This is a genomic window from Oerskovia sp. PE-21s, from assembly GCF_056158145.1.
Window position 1 is genome coordinate 677,532 of the sequence record NZ_JBUXJM010000001.1, and the last position, 18,045, is coordinate 695,576.

Annotated in this window: 11 protein-coding genes; all 11 read left to right on the forward strand. The window is 71.1% G+C overall.

Annotated elements, in window-relative coordinates; translation table 11 throughout:
* The first annotated feature begins 96 nt into the window (after window positions 1–96).
* The 11 genes from ACZDYF_RS02855 (at window position 97) to ACZDYF_RS02905 (ending at window position 18,012) form a co-directional block, all read left to right on the forward strand.
* Window positions 97–1,158, forward strand: coding sequence for a substrate-binding domain-containing protein (locus ACZDYF_RS02855; RefSeq protein ID WP_475053079.1), 1,062 nt, complete (start codon window positions 97–99; stop codon window positions 1,156–1,158).
* 90 nt (window positions 1,159–1,248) lie between these two features.
* Complete coding sequence (locus ACZDYF_RS02860; protein WP_475053086.1) at window positions 1,249–2,424, forward strand: Gfo/Idh/MocA family protein; 1,176 nt, start codon at window positions 1,249–1,251, stop codon at window positions 2,422–2,424.
* Between the two features lie 161 nt (window positions 2,425–2,585).
* Window positions 2,586–8,117: a ThuA domain-containing protein gene (locus ACZDYF_RS02865; protein ID WP_475053092.1), complete on the forward strand. Its 5,532-nt coding sequence runs from the start codon at window positions 2,586–2,588 to the stop codon at window positions 8,115–8,117.
* A gap of 396 nt (window positions 8,118–8,513) precedes the next feature.
* Entirely contained in the window at window positions 8,514–9,203 is a 690-nt protein-coding gene (locus tag ACZDYF_RS02870) for a hypothetical protein (protein WP_475053097.1), read from the forward strand.
* A 77-nt stretch (window positions 9,204–9,280) separates the two neighbouring features.
* Window positions 9,281–10,285, forward strand: coding sequence for a sugar phosphate isomerase/epimerase family protein (locus tag ACZDYF_RS02875; protein WP_191792191.1), 1,005 nt, complete (start codon window positions 9,281–9,283; stop codon window positions 10,283–10,285).
* Window positions 10,286–10,471: 186 nt separating this feature from the next.
* Entirely contained in the window at window positions 10,472–11,734 is a 1,263-nt protein-coding gene (locus tag ACZDYF_RS02880) for a Gfo/Idh/MocA family protein (protein ID WP_475053105.1), read from the forward strand.
* Entirely contained in the window at window positions 11,731–13,344 is a 1,614-nt protein-coding gene (locus tag ACZDYF_RS02885; protein ID WP_191792189.1) for a sugar ABC transporter ATP-binding protein, read from the forward strand. Before ACZDYF_RS02880 ends, ACZDYF_RS02885 begins: the two co-directional genes overlap by 4 nt.
* Entirely contained in the window at window positions 13,341–14,474 is a 1,134-nt protein-coding gene (locus tag ACZDYF_RS02890; RefSeq protein ID WP_191792188.1) for an ABC transporter permease, read from the forward strand. The genes ACZDYF_RS02885 and ACZDYF_RS02890 overlap by 4 nt, the downstream gene beginning before the upstream one ends.
* A complete protein-coding gene (locus ACZDYF_RS02895; protein ID WP_475053114.1) occupies window positions 14,471–15,589 on the forward strand; it encodes an ABC transporter permease in 1,119 nt (372 codons plus the stop codon). Before ACZDYF_RS02890 ends, ACZDYF_RS02895 begins: the two co-directional genes overlap by 4 nt.
* Before the next feature lie 105 nt (window positions 15,590–15,694).
* The gene (locus ACZDYF_RS02900) at window positions 15,695–16,915 is read left to right on the forward strand and encodes a substrate-binding domain-containing protein (protein ID WP_191792186.1); all 1,221 of its coding nucleotides are present in this window, start codon (window positions 15,695–15,697) and stop codon (window positions 16,913–16,915) included.
* A gap of 233 nt (window positions 16,916–17,148) precedes the next feature.
* A complete protein-coding gene (locus tag ACZDYF_RS02905; RefSeq protein ID WP_204809602.1) occupies window positions 17,149–18,012 on the forward strand; it encodes a sugar phosphate isomerase/epimerase family protein in 864 nt (287 codons plus the stop codon).
* Window positions 18,013–18,045: the final 33 nt, after the last annotated feature.

Genomic DNA, 18,045 nt, shown 5'->3' on the forward strand with positions numbered 1-18,045 from the left:
ACCGCACCGCACCACCGCACCACGGCCCCGCCCCCCGGGGCCGGACCCCGCACGTCCCAACCAGCACCAGCAGGACCAGAATCAAGGGAGATCCTCATGTCCGCTCGTACCCGCACCTCGGTGCGTCGCCGCCTGACCCTCGCCACCGTGGCTCTGACCTCGGTCGCGCTGTTCGCGTCGGCCTGCACGTCGAACACCCCGGAGGCCGAGGAGACCGGCGCGGCCGCCGCTCCCGTCGCGTCGTCCGACAACGACGCGTCGGGCGACAAGGTCGTCATCGGGTTCTCGGCCCCGGCCGCCGACCACGGCTGGATGGGAGCCATCACCAAGGCCGCCCAGGCCGAGGCCGCCAAGTACCCTGACGTCGAGCTCAAGGTCGCCGAGGGCACCAACGACGTCAACCTCCAGATCAGCCAGATCGAGACCTTCATCAACGACGGCGTCGACGCGATCGTCATCCTGCCGTTCGACGGCGCCGCGCTGACCGAGGTCGCGACCGACGCCATGGAGGCGGGGATCACGGTCATCAACGTCGACCGCGAGTTCTCCAGCCCGTTCGCCGCACGGGCCACCGTGCTCGGCGACAACTACGGCATGGGCGTGAGCGCCGGCACGTACATCTGCGAGCAGCTCGGGGACAACAAGGACGCGGTCATCGCCGAGATCGCCGGCATCGACTCGCTGCCCCTGACGCAGGACCGCAGCCAGGGCTTCGCCGACGCGCTCAAGGGCTGCGGGCTCGACGTGAGCAACCGCGTCGCTGCCGACTTCACCGTCCAGGGCGGCGAGCAGGCCGCGTCGAACCTCCTGCAGGCCGCGCCCAAGATCGACGCGATCTGGAACCACGACGACGACCAGGGCATCGGCGTGCTCTCCGCTATCGACGCGGCAGGCCGTGACGAGTTCTTCATGGTCGGCGGCGCCGGGTCGAAGGACGTCATGGAGGACATCAAGGCGGGCGACACGGTCCTGCAGGCCACGGTCGTCTACCCGTCCACGCAGGCCGCCGACGGCATCAAGCTCGCCCGCCTCGCAGTCCAGGGCAAGTCGATGAGCGACCTCGCCTCGATGGGCGTCCCGCGCCAGATCCAGCTCTACGCGCCGGTCGTGACCAAGGACAACGTCGACGAGTACCTGCCGTCGGCCTTCCAGTCCTGAGTACGTCCCACCCCGTCGTCGTCACGGGCGGGCCGGTCGCCCCGGCTTCCCGCCCGCCCGTGACGTCCACCACGAAAGGAAGTGCCTGAGATGGCGCAAGACGGTCACCCGGCCCTCGGGATCGGCATGGTCGGGTACTCGTTCATGGGGGCTGCCCACTCGCAGGGATGGCGCACCGCACCGCGGTTCTTCGACCTGCCGCTCGCGCCCGAGATGCGCGTGCTGGCCGGCCGGAACGCGGACGCGGTCACCGCGGCCGCGCACAAGCTCGGCTGGCGCGACGTCGAGACCGACTGGCGCAAGCTCGTGGCGCGCGACGACGTCGACCTGGTCGACATCTGCACCCCGGGCGACACGCACGCGGAGATCGCGATCGCGGCGCTCGAGGCGGGCAAGCACGTGCTGTGCGAGAAGCCGCTGGCCAACACGGTCGCCGAGGCCGAGCTCATGGTCGCCGCCGCCGAGGCGGCCGCGGAGCGCGGTGTGCTCTCCACGGTGGGCTTCACCTACCGTCGGGTCCCCGCGGTCCAGCTCGCACGCCAGCTCGTCGTCGACGGCAGGATCGGCACGGTCCGCCACGTGCGCGCCCAGTACCTCCAGGACTGGATCGCCGACGAGAACGTGCCGCTCTCGTGGCGCCTCGACAAGACCAAGGCGGGGTCCGGGGCGCTCGGCGACATCGGGGCGCACATCATCGACCTCGCGCAGTTCATCACGGGCGAGGCGATCACCGGGGTCTCGGGGGTCCTCGAGACGTTCGTCGACGAGCGCCCGATCGCGACCGGCTTCTCGGGCCTGTCCGGCACCGCCGGCACCGAGAAGGGCCCGGTCACGGTCGACGACGCCGCGGTCTTCCTCGCACGGCTCACGGGCGGGGGGCTGGGGGTCTTCGAGGCCACCCGCTTCGCCTACGGTCGAAAGAACGCGATCCGGCTCGAGATCAACGGCTCGCGCGGCTCCGTGGCGTTCGACTTCGAGGACATGAACGTCCTGCACTTCTTCGACGCGTCCGACGACCCGCAGGTCGCGGGATTCCGGCGGATCGTCGTGACCGAGCCCCAGCACGCGTACATCGCGAGCTGGTGGCCGGCCGGCCACGGGCTCGGCTACGAGCACGCGTTCACGCACCAGGCCGTCGACCTCGTGCGCGACGTCGCGGCAGGCACCCAGCCCACCCCGTCCTTCGCCGACGGCCTGGCCGTCCAGCGAGTCCTCGAAGCCGTCGAGCGCAGCGCTGCGTCCGACAGCGACTGGCAGCAGATCTGAGAGGAGGTCCACCGTCCCGCCGGACCGGCGGGGGAGCCACGTGGAACGTGGTGCGAGATGCCCGGCGGAGCAGGTCCGTCACCGGCGACGACGGGTCATGGCCGATGCCGTCGTCGCCCCGGAGCGCAGCACCCTTGTCCCATCATCACGAGGAGTCCTTGGTGAGAAACGTGCTCTGGAGAGCACCGCGCGCAACGATGCGCACGGTCGCGGCCGTCGCCGCTACCGCGGTGGCCCTCCCACTGTCCATGGCGACCGGGGCGGCGGCATTCGCCGCTGCACCCGGATCCCTCAGCTCCGTCCGGCCGGCCGCGTCCGTCGCGGCGGCCCCGGAGGCCGCCGCGGCGCCCTTCGACGCCCTGATCTTCTCCAAGACCGCCGGGTTCCGGCACGACGCGATCCCCGCCGGGATCGCGGCGATCGAGAAGCTCGGCACCGAGAACGGCTTCACGGTCGACGTCACGGAGGACGCGGCCGACTTCAACGACGCGAACCTCGCGCAGTACGAGGTCGTGATCTGGCTCTCGACGACCGGCGACGTGCTCAACACCGAGCAGCAGGCCTCGTTCGAGCGGTACATCGCCAACGGCGGCGGGTACGCCGGCGTGCACGCGGCGTCCGACACCGAGTACGACTGGCCCTGGTACGGCAACCTCGTGGGCGCCTACTTCTCCGGTCACCCGCAGAACCAGGACGCCACGATCAAGGTCGAGGACGGGGTCCACCCTTCGACCGCGCACCTGCCGTCCCGGTGGGACAGGTTCGACGAGTGGTACAACTTCCGCACGAGCCCGCGCGACAAGGTGCACGTGCTCGCGAGCCTCGACGAGACGTCCTACGACGCGGGCAGCGCCAAGATGGGCTCCGACCACCCGATCGCCTGGTGCCAGACCTACGAGGGCGGGCGCTCCTGGTACACCGGTGGCGGCCACACGCAGGCCAGCTACACCGAGCCGAACTTCGTCGAGCACCTGCTGGGCGGCATCCAGACCGCCGCGGGCGTCGTCGACTCGGACTGCAACGCGACGCAGAGCGCGAGCTTCGAGCGCGTCGCGCTCGACGAGGACACGAGCAACCCGATGATGCTCGACGTCGCACCCGACGGCACGGTGTTCTACGCCGAGCGTGACGGCCGCGTCCGCCGCATCGACCACGACACCAACGTCACCTCGACGGCGCTCACGCTGAACGTGACGCAGGCGAACGAGGACGGGCTGCTGGGCCTGGTGCTCGACCCCGACTTTGCCGCGAACGGCTGGCTCTACGCCTACTGGTCGCCCGCGAACGTCGGGTCGGACGGCCCGCACAACCGGATCTCGCGCTTCACCTACGACGCGGCGTCCAGGACGTTCGACCTCGCGAGCGAGAAGAGGGTCCTGACCGTGACGACGCAGCGCGACACGTGCTGCCACGCGGGCGGGGACATGATCTTCGACGAGGACGGCAACCTGATCCTCGCCACGGGGGACAACACCAACCCGTTCGAGTCGGGCGGCTTCACGCCGACCGACGAGCGCCCCGGTCGCAAGCACTTCGACGCCCAGGGCTCGTCGGCGAACTCGAACGACCTGCGCGGCAAGGTGCTGCGCATCACGCCGCAGGACGACGGGACGTACACGGTCCCTGAGGGCAACATGTTCGCCCCGGGCACCGACAAGACGCGCCCCGAGATCTACGCCATGGGCTTCCGCAACCCGTTCCGGATCGGTCTCGACCCGGCCTCGGGCAACGTCCTCGTCGGCGACTACGGTCCCGACTCGGGGGCGGCCGACCCGGCCCGCGGTCCTCGGGGCGCGGTCGAGTGGAACGTCGTGAGCGAGCCCGGCTTCTACGGGTGGCCGTACTGCACGGGCGCCAACACGTCCTACGTCGACTACAACTTCGCGACCGGCCAGTCCGGTGCGTCGTTCGACTGCGCGGCGGGCACGACCAACGACTCGCCGAACAACACGGGTATCCAGAAGCTCCCGGCCGCCACGGCCGCCGAGATCTGGTACACCGGCGCAGCCAACCCGCAGTTCCCCGAGATCGGCGGCGGCGGTGCGCCCATGGGCGGTCCCGTCTACGAGTTCGACCCCGAGCTCGACTCCGACGTGAAGTGGCCCGCGTACTGGGACGGCAAGGCGCTGTTCGGCGAGTGGAACCACGGCACGATGTTCTCGATCCAGCTCGACGGCGACAAGCGTGACCAGATCGTCGACATCAACCGGGTGCTGCCGGGCGTGCTCGACCCGTCCAACGGGTTCGACCGGCCGATGGACTTCGACTTCGGTCCCGACGGCGCGCTGTACGTGATCGACTGGGGCTCGGGCTTCGGCGGCAACAACGACTCGAGCGCGGTCTACAAGGTCAACTACGTCCAGGGTGACCCGTCGCCCATCGCGCACGCCCAGGCGGACGTGACGAGCGGCTCCGCGCCCCTGACGGTCCAGTTCTCCTCGGAGGGCACGCGTCACCCGGCGGGCGAGCCCATCTCGCTCCAGTGGACCTTCGGCGACGGCTCCGCGCCCTCGACCGAGGCCAACCCGACCCACACCTACACCGCGAACGGCTCCTACACGGCGCAGCTCACGGTGAGCGACCCCGACGGCAAGCTCGCGGTCGCGAACGTCACGATCGTCGTCGGCAACCAGGCGCCCGTGGTGAAGATCGAGTTCCCGGACAACGGCGGGTTCTTCGAGTGGGGTGACCAGGTCCGCTACCGGATCACGGTCGACGACCCCGACGGTGAGGTGGACTGCTCCACGGTGGCGCTGCGCACCTCGCTCGGCCACGACTCGCACGCGCACCCCATGGAGGAGCTGTACGGCTGCGAGGGCGTGCTCCAGACCGCTCGCGACGAGGGGCACGGCATCGAGTCGAACATCTTCTGGGTCATCGAGGGCTCGTACACGGACGACGGCGGCGACGCCGGCGTCCCGCTCACGGGCAACGCGCTGCAGGTGCTCCAGCCCAAGCGCGTCCAGTCGGAGTTCTACACCTCGACGGGTCGTGAGACCTCGATCGGCACGAGCGGCACCCCCGGCGTCCAGAAGGAGACCACCTCGGACTCCGCGGGCGGCGGCCAGAACCTGGGTTACATCGAGCCCGGTGACTGGTGGGCGCACGAGCCCGTGAGCCTGGCCAACGTCGAGGCGATCAGCCTGCGCGTGGCCTCGCCCAACGCGAACGGCGTGGTCTCGCTGCGCTGGGACGCGGCGGACGGCCCCGAGATCGGCCGGATCACCGTGCCGAACACGGGGGACTGGCAGGTCTACCGCGACGTGTCGACGCAGCTGACGAACGTGCCGGAAGGCAGCGGGACGCTCTACTTCGTCCTGCTCTCGGGCGGCATCAACGTCAACTGGATGGACATCGAGGGCCGTGGCGTGACGGACAACGTCCGTCCCGACGTCGAGCTCGACGTGCCCACGCTCGTCGGTCCGGCCCCGCTGACGGTCACGGCGACCGCGACGGGCTCCGACCCCGACGGCGAGGCGTCCGACCTGGTCTACGCGTGGGACGACGGGCTGGGCGGCGGGTTCGTCGACGGCGGTCCCGAGTTCTCGCACACGTACACGGCCGCCGGCACCTACCGGCTGCAGGTCCGCGTGACCGACGCCGGTGGCGCGTACACGGTCAAGTACGTGAACATCAAGGTCAACGAGGCCGGTCCGGTCATGTGCTTCTCGGGCCGCTCGGACGACTTCACGGGCACCGCGGTGGACGAGGACCGCTGGTCCACGATCATCCGCCGGGACCAGAAGCTCGCGGTCTCCGACGGTCACCTGGTGATCCCCGCGAGCAAGGCGGACTTCTACGGCCAGGGCGAGGGACCGGTGTCCAACATCGTCCTGCAGGACCTGCCCTCGGGTCCGTGGACGGCGACCGCCAAGGTCACCTTCCCGGCACGCGCGCAGTACCAGCAGGCCGGTCTGCTCCTGTGGGGCGACGGTGACAACTACGCCAAGATGGTCATCCAGGGCCGCTCGACCACGCCGGACGCGAGCCAGCGCATCTTCCAGTTCATCCGTGAGGAGAACGGCACGCCCAACGAGGTGGCCGCGTCCAACACGGCGAACCTGGGGGCCGCGTTCCCCGACACGTTCTACGTGCGCTACACGAGCGACGGGTCGAACCTGCGGGCGTACTACTCGGCCGACGGTCTGGACTTCACGGCCATGTCCGAGACCAAGTCGCTGCACGGGCTCGTGAACCCGAAGATCGGGCTCGTCGCGTTCGCGAACGACGGTTCCGTCCCCGACGTGGTCGACGCGAAGTTCGACTGGTTCCACATCACGCCGGACGACACGGCCACCGCGGCCGGGCCGGACGACGAGTTCGAGGGGACGTCGCTCGACGGCTGCCGCTGGGGCTCCGTGGTCCGTCCTGACGCGTCGGGCCTCCGGGTGGCCGGTGGCAAGCTCGAGATCGACACGACGCCCACGGACATCTACGGCACGGGCAACACCGACGTGCCGAACATCGTCCTGCAGGACCAGCCTGCCGGTGACTGGACCGTCGAGACCAAGGTCGACGGCTCGACGTTCGACCAGCAGTACCAGCAGGGTGGTCTGATCCTGTACGGCGACGACGACAACTACGTCAAGCTGGACTTCATCACGAAGAACCAGCCGGGCGCGGCGGTCGACCGTGGGCTCGAGATGCGCAGCGAGGCCGATGCGACCGTCCTCAACCCGCAGCCCAACGTCAACAGCCTGACGCAGGGCGTGTGGTGGCTGCGTCTGGCCAAGGTGGGCACGACCTACACAGGTTCGTACAGCGCCGACGGCGTGACGTGGACCGAGATGGCGGAGAAGGTCACCAACCCGGGTCTGGCGGACGCGAAGATCGGTCTGTACGCCCTGGGCGCGGGCCAGCAGGCCTCCGCGACCGCGACCTTCGAGCACTTCAAGGTCGTGGGCCCGGCAGCCGAGCCGCTCACGGTGAGCGGGTCGCTCGACCCGGCCTCGCCGTCGGGCGCGAACGGCTGGTGGACCGGTCCGGTGACCGTCACGGTCGCCACCACGGGCGGTGCGGCCGGCCAGCAGGTCTACCGCGAGTACCAGCTCGACGGCGGCGCGTGGGCCGAGTACACGGCCCCCGTGGTCGTGTCGGGCCCGGGCGAGCACACGCTCAAGGTGCGGGCCTCGGCCGGCACCGAGAACGCGACGGGCGCCGACGTGGTGGTCAAGATCGACGCCGACGGCCCGAGCGTGGCGGCGACGCTGCGCGAGGACCGCACGGTCGAGGTCGTCGCCACGGACGCCGTCTCGGGCGTCGCCTCGGTCGAGTACTCGCTCGACGGGACGACCTGGGCCGCGTACGACGCCCCGGTCGCCGTCGGTGACGAGGCCGTGACGTTCGCGTACCGGGCGACCGACATGGCCGGGAACGTCTCGGCGCAGTCGGTCGACGTGCCCGCGGGCGAGACCGTCCCCGTGACGGTCTCGGCGGCCCCGAAGTGCGTCGCGAACCGCGTGACGCTCGCGGTCACGGCCGTGAACTCGGGCGACGCCCCGGTCACGATCGTGGTCCGCTCGGCCTACGGCACCAAGACCTTCACGGGCGTCGCGGCGGGCAAGTCGGCCCACCAGTCGTTCGCGACCCGTGCGGCGTCGATCGGCGCCGGACAGGTCACGGTCACCGCGACGGACGCCGAGGGGAGGACCACCACCTACACGGTCGACCACGCCGCGGCGAGCTGCGGCTGACCGGCCCCGGTGAGGTCGTGGCGGTGACGCCGCGACCTCACCGGCAACGACCGGTGTGCCGTGGAGCGTCGACCGACGTGTGCCGGCGAGGGCCCTTCGGCCGGGACCTCGCCAGCACGGTCGAAGGCCGCGCACACCCGGGTGCTCCCCGGACGACGACGTGAGTCGGCGACCGGGGAGCACCGGCCCCCGGCACCGGAACCCCGGTGCTCCGGCCGGTGCCGGGAGCCACCCCCTCCGAGACCGGAGGGGGCGCCCGTGGGACGTCCGACCCGCGGGCGAGCACCACCGGCTGCACCGCCGCGCGAGGCGCGGTCGTGCACCGCACGTCCAGCAGTACCGTTCGGTCCACCGGGCCGCACAGCCCGACGCACGACCCTTCTTCACGACGAGGTGATGAGCGACATGACTCAGCAGCAGAACCGGCAGACCGGTCCCGACCGGGCGCGCACCCCGCGCCCTCGCGCCCGCTCCGGCCCCCTGACCCGCGCCCTCGGGCGCGTGCGCGCGGCCGCGGCCGCCGGCATGGCGCTGCTGCTCGGGACGCTGCTCGCGACCGTGCTCGGCGCGGTGCCCGCGAGCGCGCACGGAGGCGACATCATCCTGTCGATCGGCGGCGACGGCGCCGGCGGCATCTCGGTCAACGTGACCTACAAGACGGACGGGCACCCGGTCGAGGAGATCGTCGACGTCATGGTGACGGCGGTGTCCGACGCCGGGACGGAGATCGGCCCCCTCCAGCTCTCGTCGGCCTCCGAGGGCGTGGGGTGGTACACGTCCGCGCCCGACGTCCTGACCGACGGCCACTGGACCGTGACCGCGACGACGACCACCCCGGTCGCCACGACCGCGACCTCGCAGATCGACGTGGTCCCGCCGCCCGCCGCGCCCGCGCCCGCGGAGGACGGTGCGCAGGACGGTGCCGAGGGCGACGCCTCGGGAGAGGGGGCCTCGGCAGCGGCCGCGAGCGACGAGGGGTCGGGCGTCCCGACGACGGCGCTCGTCGTGGGGGGCGTGGTCCTGCTCCTCGCAGCGGGGGCCGTGCTCGTGCTCCGTCGCCGCGCGACGGCCACCAAGCGCCCCTGAGCCGGTACGCCCACCGAGCCCCAGAAACCACCCAGACATCCCGAACCACCGGGCGTCGGAACGAAGGAGACATCGACATGGCACGACCCATCACCCTGTTCACCGGCCAGTGGGCCGACCTGCCCTTCGAGGAGGTCGTGCGCCTCGCGTCGGGCTGGGGCTACGACGGCCTGGAGATCGCCTGCTGGGGTGACCACCTGGACCCGTGGCGCTGGGACGACGAGGAGTACGTCGCGGGCAAGCTCGCGCTGCTCGAGGCGCACGGGCTGAAGGTCTACGCTATCTCGAACCACCTCAAGGGGCAGGCGGTGTGCGACGACCCGATCGACCAGCGGCACCGCGACATCCTGTCGGACCGCGTGTGGGGCGACGGTGATCCTGAGGGTGTGCGGCAGCGCGCGGCCGAGGAGATGAAGAACACCGCCCGGCTCGCGGCGAGGCTGGGCGTCAAGACCGTCGTGGGCTTCACCGGCTCGTCGATCTGGAAGTACGTCGCGATGTTCCCGCCGGCGTCGCAGGACATGATCGACGCGGGCTACCAGGACTTCGCCGACCGGTGGAACCCGATCCTGGACGTCTTCGACGAGGTCGGGGTCCGCTTCGCCCACGAGGTGCACCCGAGCGAGATCGCGTACGACTACTGGACCACGGTCCGCACGCTCGAGGCGATCGGTCATCGCAAGGCGTTCGGCCTCAACTGGGACCCGAGCCACATGGTGTGGCAGGACCTGGACCCGGTCGGGTTCCTCTGGGACTTCCAGGACCGGATCTACCACGTGGACTGCAAGGACACGAAGAAGCGCATGCACAACGGCCGCAACGGTCGTCTGGGTTCGCACCTGGCCTGGGCCGACCCCCGCCGCGGCTGGGACTTCATCTCGACCGGCCACGGCGACGTGCCCTGGGAGGACGCCTTCCGGATGCTCAACAGCATCGGCTACGAGGGGCCCATCTCGGTCGAGTGGGAGGACGCGGGCATGGACCGCCTCGTGGGCGCGCCCGAGGCGCTCGCGTTCGTGAAGCAGTACGCGTTCGAGGCTCCCGAGGCCGCGTTCGACGCGGCGTTCTCGACCAAGGAGTAGGCCAGGAGCTCACCGTGAGGGCGCCCTCCCACCGGGGAGGGCGCCCTTCGGCGTGCCCGGGGACGGCGGTCTGCCGGGGGAACGGTAGGCCTCGGCAATTGTTTAACCGATGGAGTTACCGAACGGTGACATCTAACATTCGGCTTTTGCTTGACGCTCGTCAGAAGTCGCCCTACGGTGTGGGACATGCGAGCCGAAGAAGTCGCGCGAGACCACGGGGCCATCGACGCCCCCGCCGCCAGGACGGAGCCGTCCGTCCTGGACGGACACGCCGCCGTGGGCGCTGCGACCATCCCCGTCCCTGACCGTTCCGCGACCGACCTGCTGCCGAGCCGCCTGCCCGCCGCGGGATACCGCGCCGGCCTCATCGGCACCGGCTTCATCGGCGAGGTCCACGCCCGTGCGATCCGCACGGCCGGGGGCGACCTCGTCTCCGTCGCCGGGATCGACCTCGACGGTGCCCGCGAGGCAGCAGCCGACCTCGGTGCGCAGAGCTACGCGGCCACCGCGCAGGAGCTCATCGACGACCCCGACGTCGACGTCGTGCACGTGTGCACCCCCAACTTCCTGCACGTCCCCCTGGCCACCGCGGCGCTCGCGGCAGGCAAGCACGTGGTGTGCGAGAAGCCCCTCGCCACGGACCTCGCCGGCGCCGTCGCCCTGGCCGACCTCGCCGCGCGGGCCTCCGCCACGGACGGCCGCGTCACCGTCGTGCCCTTCGCCTACCGCTTCCACCCGATGGTGCGCGAGGCGCGCGAGCGGGTGCGCAGCGGCGCCGTCGGCACGATCAGCCTGGTCCACGGGTCCTACCTCCAGGACTGGCTGCTGCGCGCGAGCGACGACAACTGGCGCGTCGACCCCGCGCTCGGCGGGGCGAGCCGCGCGTTCGGCGACATCGGGTCGCACTTCTGCGACCTCCTCGAGTTCACGACGGGCCAGCGCATCGTGCGGCTCGTCGCGCAGACCGCGACCGTCAACGCCGAGCGGCTCGGTGCCGACGGACGACCGACCGCGGTGCGCACCGAGGACGCCGTGACCCTCCAGTACGAGACCGACGGCGGGGCGCTCGGCTCCGCGGTCATCAGCCAGGTCTCGGCCGGTCGCAAGAACCGCCTCTTCCTCGAGATCTCCGGCTCCGAGTCGACGCTCGCGTTCGACCAGGAGGCCCCCGAGAGCCTCTGGGAGGGCCGCCGTGACACGAGCCGCCTGCTCGTGCGCGACCCCGAGGCGCTCTCGCCCGCGGCCGCCCGCTACTCCCGGCTCCCCGCGGGACACCCCCAGGGGTACCAGGACTGCTTCAACGCTCTCGTCGGCGACACCGCCGCAGCCATCGCCGGGCGCACGCCCGACGGGCTGCCCACGTTCGCCGACGGGCTCCGGGCCGCGCACCTCGCGGAGGCCGTGGCCCGTTCCGCACGCACCGGCACCTGGGTGGAGGTAGAGGCATGACAGCACCGACGGCGGGCGAGGGCGCGAGCGCGCCCCTCCTGCAGCTGCGGGGCATCGGCAAGGTCTTCTTCGGCAACTCGGTCCTGCGCGGCATCGACCTCGACGTGCGACCCGGCGAGGTCCACGCGCTCGTCGGGGAGAACGGCGCCGGCAAGTCCACGCTCATGAAGATCATCGCCGGGGTCCACCAGCCCGACGCGGGGACCATGGAGCTCGACGGCGCGCCCGCCACGTTCGCGTCCCCGCTCGCCGCGCAGGCGGCCGGGGTCTCGACCGTCTTCCAGGAGTTCAACCTCCTGCCCGAGCGCACGGTCGCGGAGAACGTCTACCTCGGTCGCGAGCCGCGCCGGTTCGGGATCGTCGACGCCCGGCGCATGGCCCGCGACACCGACGCGCTGCTCGCCGACCTCGGCCTCCACGGCCTCGCGTCGTGGATGCGTGTCGGGTCGCTGTCGGTGGCCGAGCAGCAGATCGTCGAGATCGTCAAGGCCGTCTCCTACGACGCCCGCATCATCTCGATGGACGAGCCCACCGCGGCCCTCGCCGACCAGGAGGTCGAGCTGCTGTACGCGCTCGTCCAGCAGCTGCGCTCCCGCGGGGTCGCGATCCTCTACGTCTCGCACCGCCTGAAGGAGATCTTCGACCTCTGCGACACCATCACGGTCCTCAAGGACGGCGACTTCGTCCTGACGACCGCGACGGCCGACATCTCCCCGGACCAGCTCGTGCGGACCATGGTCGGGCGCGAGTTCGCGGGCTACTACCCGGACAAGGACCCGGGCACGGTGCCCGGAGCCGTCAAGCTCGCCCTCGCGGGTGCGGGCAACACCCAGGTCGACGGGATCGACCTCGAGGTCCGCGCAGGGGAGATCGTGGCGCTCGCGGGGCTCCAGGGCAGCGGGCGCACCGAGATCGCGCACGGCGTGTTCGGTGTCGCCCCCTTCACGCGGGGGACGGTCCTGCTCGACGGCAAGCCCGTCACGGTCGGCTCGGCCCGCGAGGCGGTCCGCCTCGGGCTCGCGCTCGTGACCGAGGACCGCAAGGCCGAGGGCCTCGCGCTCGAGCAGTCGATCTCCGCGAACGCGCGGCTCGTGCTCGACGCCGTGACCCCCGGTTCGTCCGACCGCCGCGCCAAGGCGATCCCCGGCATCCTGTCGTCGCTCGACCTGGTCTCGCGCTCCGAGGACGCCGAGGTCCAGTACCTCTCGGGCGGGAACCAGCAGAAGGTCGTCCTGGCCAAGTGGCTCGTGACGGACCCGTCGGTCATCGTGCTCGACGAACCCACGCGAGGCATCGACGTCGGCGCCAAGCGCGCGGTCTACGACCTCATGCGCACCCTCACGGCGCGCGGGGTCGCGATCCTGCTCATCTCGTCCGAGCTCCCCGAGGTCGTCGCCATGGCCGACCGCATCCTCGTGATGCGCGACGGCCGCCTGGCCGGCGAGCTCCCCGCGGGCAGCGACGAGGAGACCATCATGGCGCTCGCGACCGGGGCGGGGGACACGTCGGAGCACGTCGAGGTCGACCTCTCCGCGCTCGACGTCCCCGTCGGGTCCACCGTCCGACCACCCCGTCCCGCGCACAGCGACACCCTCCAGGAGGAGAAATGAGCACCGCGGTGAGCACCGCTTCGCCCAGGGCGGGGAGCGCGACGTCCGGCCCCCGACGGCGCCGGCTCGGCTCGACGGGCATCGTCTACCTCGCGCTCGTCGGCATCCTCGTGATCTCGGCCGGTCTCGTCGCAGCACAGGGCGGCAGCTTCTTCAGCCAGGGGAACCTGTTCTACCTGCTGTCCCAGACGAGCCTGCTGGGCTTCGTCGCGATCGGCCAGACGTTCGTCATCCTCTGCAAGTCGCTCGACCTGTCGGTCGGGTACGTCGTGGCCTGGTCCTCGTTGGTGGCCGCGACGACCATGGCCGGTGACCCGTCGCGCATCTGGCTCGGTGTGGTGGCGGCGCTCGCGGTCGCCGCGGGCGTCGGGCTGGTCAACGGGCTCGTCATCTCGAAGCTCCGCGTGAACTCGTTCATCGCGACGCTCGGTGTCGGTCTCATCATCAAGGGCTACCTCGACACGCAGTTCAAGGGCCCGTCGGGCGAGGTCCCCAAGGCGTTCCAGTCCTTCGGGTACACGCGCATCGGCCCGGTGCCGGTCTCGGTCGTCGTGCTCGCGGTGGTCATGGTGCTCGGCGTCGTGCTCCTGACCCGCACCCGCCCGGGCTATCACATGTTCGCGGTCGGGGGGAACATCGACGTCGCCCGCCTCTCGGGGATCCGCACGGACCGGTCGATCATCCTGGCCCACGTCCTGTGCTCGCTGTGCGCGGGCGTTGCCGGTCTGCTCATCGCGGCGCGGTTCGGCACGGGCAACGCCCTGGTCTACACCTACGGCTACGACCTCAACTCGATCGCCGCCGTGGTGCTCGGCGGGACCCTTCTCATGGGAGGCCGTGGCTCGATCCTCGGCACCATCGCCGGCGTCCTGATCCTCGCCTCGCTCGACACCGTGTTCAACGTGCTCGACGTCAGCCCGTTCTTCAAGGACGTCCTGCGCGGCGCGATCATCATCGCCGCTGTCGCCATGTACGCCCGCCGCCAGATCGACCCCGCGAGCAGCAGAGCGAGGTTCCGGGCCCTGGCCCAGTCCGTCCGACCGGGCTCCCGCAGCGGACCGGGCGGCCCAGGGGCGCCCGCGAACCCCGAGAACCCGTCCGCCACGACCGGCAAGGAGGCCACCCGATGAGCGCGAGCAGCCCCGCGGCCCGCCCGAGCACCCCGGGCGCCACGCCGGCCGAGACCCGGGGCGGTTTCTCCCGCTGGGTCCGGCGCGTCACGTCCGGCAGCACCTGGACGGTCTACGCCCTGCTGATCGTGGTGTTCGTCGCGATCCTCGTGATGAACCCCTCGTTCGGCGAGCCAATGTCGCTCATGGCCTTCCTCAAGAAGGCGGCGCCGCTCATCGTGCTCGCGATCGGGCAGTACTTCGTCATCGTGTCGGGGGAGTTCGACCTCTCGGTCGGCTCGCTCGTCGGGGCGCAGGTCGTCATCGCGGCCAAGCTCATCGACGGCGAGGACTCCATGACCTGGCCCGTGATCGGTCTCATGGTCCTGTTCGGCCTGGCGGTGGGGCTCGTCAACGGCCTGATCGTCACGCTCCTCAAGGTCCCGTCGTTCATCACGACGCTCGGCATGATGCTCGTGCTCTACGGCGCGATCCGCCTCTGGACCGGCGGGGCGCCCACGGGGTCGCTCACGGACGGCTTCCGCCAGTGGGGTCGTGGGGGACTGCCCGACACCCCGGGACAGTTCCAGGTCCCCTACGCGGTGCTCATCACGCTCGTGCTCGGCGTGATCGCGGTTGTCCTCATGCGGCGCCCGTTCGGCCGCACGCTCGTCGCGACCGGCGACAACGACGTGGCCGCGGCGTTCTCGGGCGCCTCGGTCTGGTGGGTGCGCACGCGGGCCTTCCTGTTCTCGGGCTTCATGGCCACGGTCGCGGGCATCCTCATCGGTGGCTACGCCGGCGTGACGGCCCAGGTGGGCGAGGGACTGGAGTTCATGGCGATCACCGCGGTCGTCCTGGGCGGCGTCGTCCTGGGCGGCGGCCGGGGGTCGGTGGTCGCGGCCATGGCCGGTGCGCTGACGCTCGAGGCCCTGTTCACGCTGTTCAACCAGCTCAGCCTGCCGTCCACCATCCGCCCCGCGGTCCAGGGCGTGATCATCATCGCCGCGGTGGCCTACGCCGCGGTGCCGCGCCGCTCCAAGGCTGCTCCCACGAGCAGCCCGAGCCCTCCCACCACCCCGGCAGGGGTCACCGAACCCACCGTCCCGAAGGAGCCCCAGCCAGCAGCGCCCTAGTCCTCCGGTCACCACCCGGAACGCCACACAGATCCGTCCCCGACAGACCGTCGCGCAGCTGCGACGGGCAGGACAACGAAGTCTTCCGATCACAGGAGAAGGAACATGCGACGCTCTCGAGTTCTCATGGCAGGGGCCGCGACCGCGGCACTGCTGTTCACCGCTGCGTGCAGCACCGACGTGCCCGACGCCCCCGCCGGGGGCGAGACCGCGACCGAGGCGGGGGAGGAGTCGAACGAGTCGGGTGCGAACAGCCAGTGGTTCGTGCAGGCCGACTACGACCGTCAGCTCGCGCAGCGCACCGCGGTGCCCGAGGGACCGGCCGAGCAGCCGTGGCTGCAGGCGATCGACCCCGAGTACGTGGACACCGCGCAGTACGCCAAGGAGGGCGGCAAGAAGCTCTGCTTCTCCAACGCCTCGGTCTCCAACCCGTGGCGCGTGACGGGCTTCATCACGATGCAGCAGCAGGTCGAGGTCCTCAAGGCCTCGGGCGAGATCTCGGAGTTCCGCGTCTCGGACGCCGCGGACGACGACAACAAGCAGATCTCGGACATCCAGGCCTTCGTCGAGGCCGGTGACTGCGACGCGATCATCATCTCGCCGTCGACCACCGCGACGCTGACCCCCGCGGTCGAGGCGGCGTGCGAGTCCGGCAAGCCCGTCATCGTGTTCGACCGCGGCGTCAACTCCGACTGCATGGTGACCTACATCCACCCGATCGGCGGCTACGCCTACGGTGCCGACGGCGCCGAGTTCCTGGTCGAGAACCTCGAGCCCGGCTCGAAGGTCCTGGCCCTGCGCATCCTGCCCGGCGTCGACGTCCTGGAGAACCGCTGGGCCGCCGCGGACAAGATCTTCTCCGAGAGCGACATCGAGGTCGTGGGCCAGGAGTTCACCGGTGGTGACGGCGCGAAGATCAAGGACATCGTGACGCAGTACCTGCAGCGCGGTGACGTGGACGGCATCTGGATGGACGCCGGCGACGGCGCCGTCGCGGCGGTCGAGGCGTTCGAGGACGCCGGCAAGCCCTACCCGGTCTTCATGGGCGAGGACGAGCTGAGCTTCATGCGCAAGTGGAAGGAGACGGACATGACCGCCCTGGGCGCCGTGTACTCCAACTTCCAGTGGCGCACCCCGATCCTCGCGGCCCAGATGATCTGGAACGGCGAGCAGGTCCCGGCCGAGTGGGTCCTGCCGCAGTCGCCCATCACGGGCGAGGACCTGGACGCCTACCTCGAGGCCAACAAGGACATGCCCTCGCTGCACTACGCCAAGTTCGGCGGCGAGGACCTGCCCGGCTACCCCGAGGCATGGACGAACCGCTGACCCGGTCCGCGGTCGCGTCAGACCCCGGTCGGTGATCGAGGCCCGGCGCACACGCCGGGCACCGCACGACCGGTAGCCGCCCCGCCGGTCCCTCGCTCTCCTCGGGGGACCGGCCGGGAGCCGGCACGCACAGCACCGTCCCGGGCGCCCGACGACGGAGCGCACCTTCCCCGCGAAGGTGGGCTCCGGCGTCGGGCGCCCGGGCAGCGCACCCACCGACGAAAGAGAGCACCGTGGCTCGCACGCGCCCCCTGGGGGTCAACACCTGGGTGTGGACCTCGCCCCTCACCGACGCCTCCCTGCGCGAGATCGCCCCGCGAGTCGCCGGGTGGGGCTTCGACGTCCTCGAGCTGCCCGTCGAGGACGTGACCGACTGGAACCCGCAGCTCGCCGCGGACGTCCTCGCCGAGCACGGGCTCGGGGCATCGGTCTCGCTCGTGATGGGACCGGGACGCGAGCTCGTCTCGGCCGACGCCGGCACGATCCGCCGGACCCAGGACTACCTGCGCCAGGTCGTCGACATGGCGCACGTGGTCGGTTCCCGCGTCATCGGCGGACCGGCGTACGCATCCGTGGGGCGCACCTGGCGGATGACCGCAGGCCAGCGCGAGGCCGCGAACGCCGAGCTGGTCGACCACCTGGCCCCCGTCGTCGAGCACGCGATGGCCGCGGGCGTGCGGATCGGCCTCGAACCGCTCAACCGCTACGAGACGAGCCTGGTCAACACGGTCGACCAGGGCCTCGCCGTCGTCGCACCCCTCCCGTCGGAGGGGATCGGGCTCATGCTCGACATCTACCACATGAACATCGAGGAGACGGACCTGGCGGCCGCGGTGACGCGCGCCGGGGACCGCATCGCGCACGTGCAGGTCTGCGGCAACGACCGCGGGGCCCCCGGCAGCGATCACCTCGACTGGCACGCGTTCCTCGGCGCGCTCGACCGGGTGGGCTACGACGGCTCGCTGTGCATCGAGTCGTTCACCGCCGACAACGCGACCATCGCGACGGCCGCCTCGATCTGGCGACCGCTCGCCCCCACCCAGGACGCCATCGCTGTCGATGGCCTGGCCTTCCTGAAAGGACTGATGCGCGGCTGACCGATCGGTAGGTGCAGGACCGACGGCGCCGGC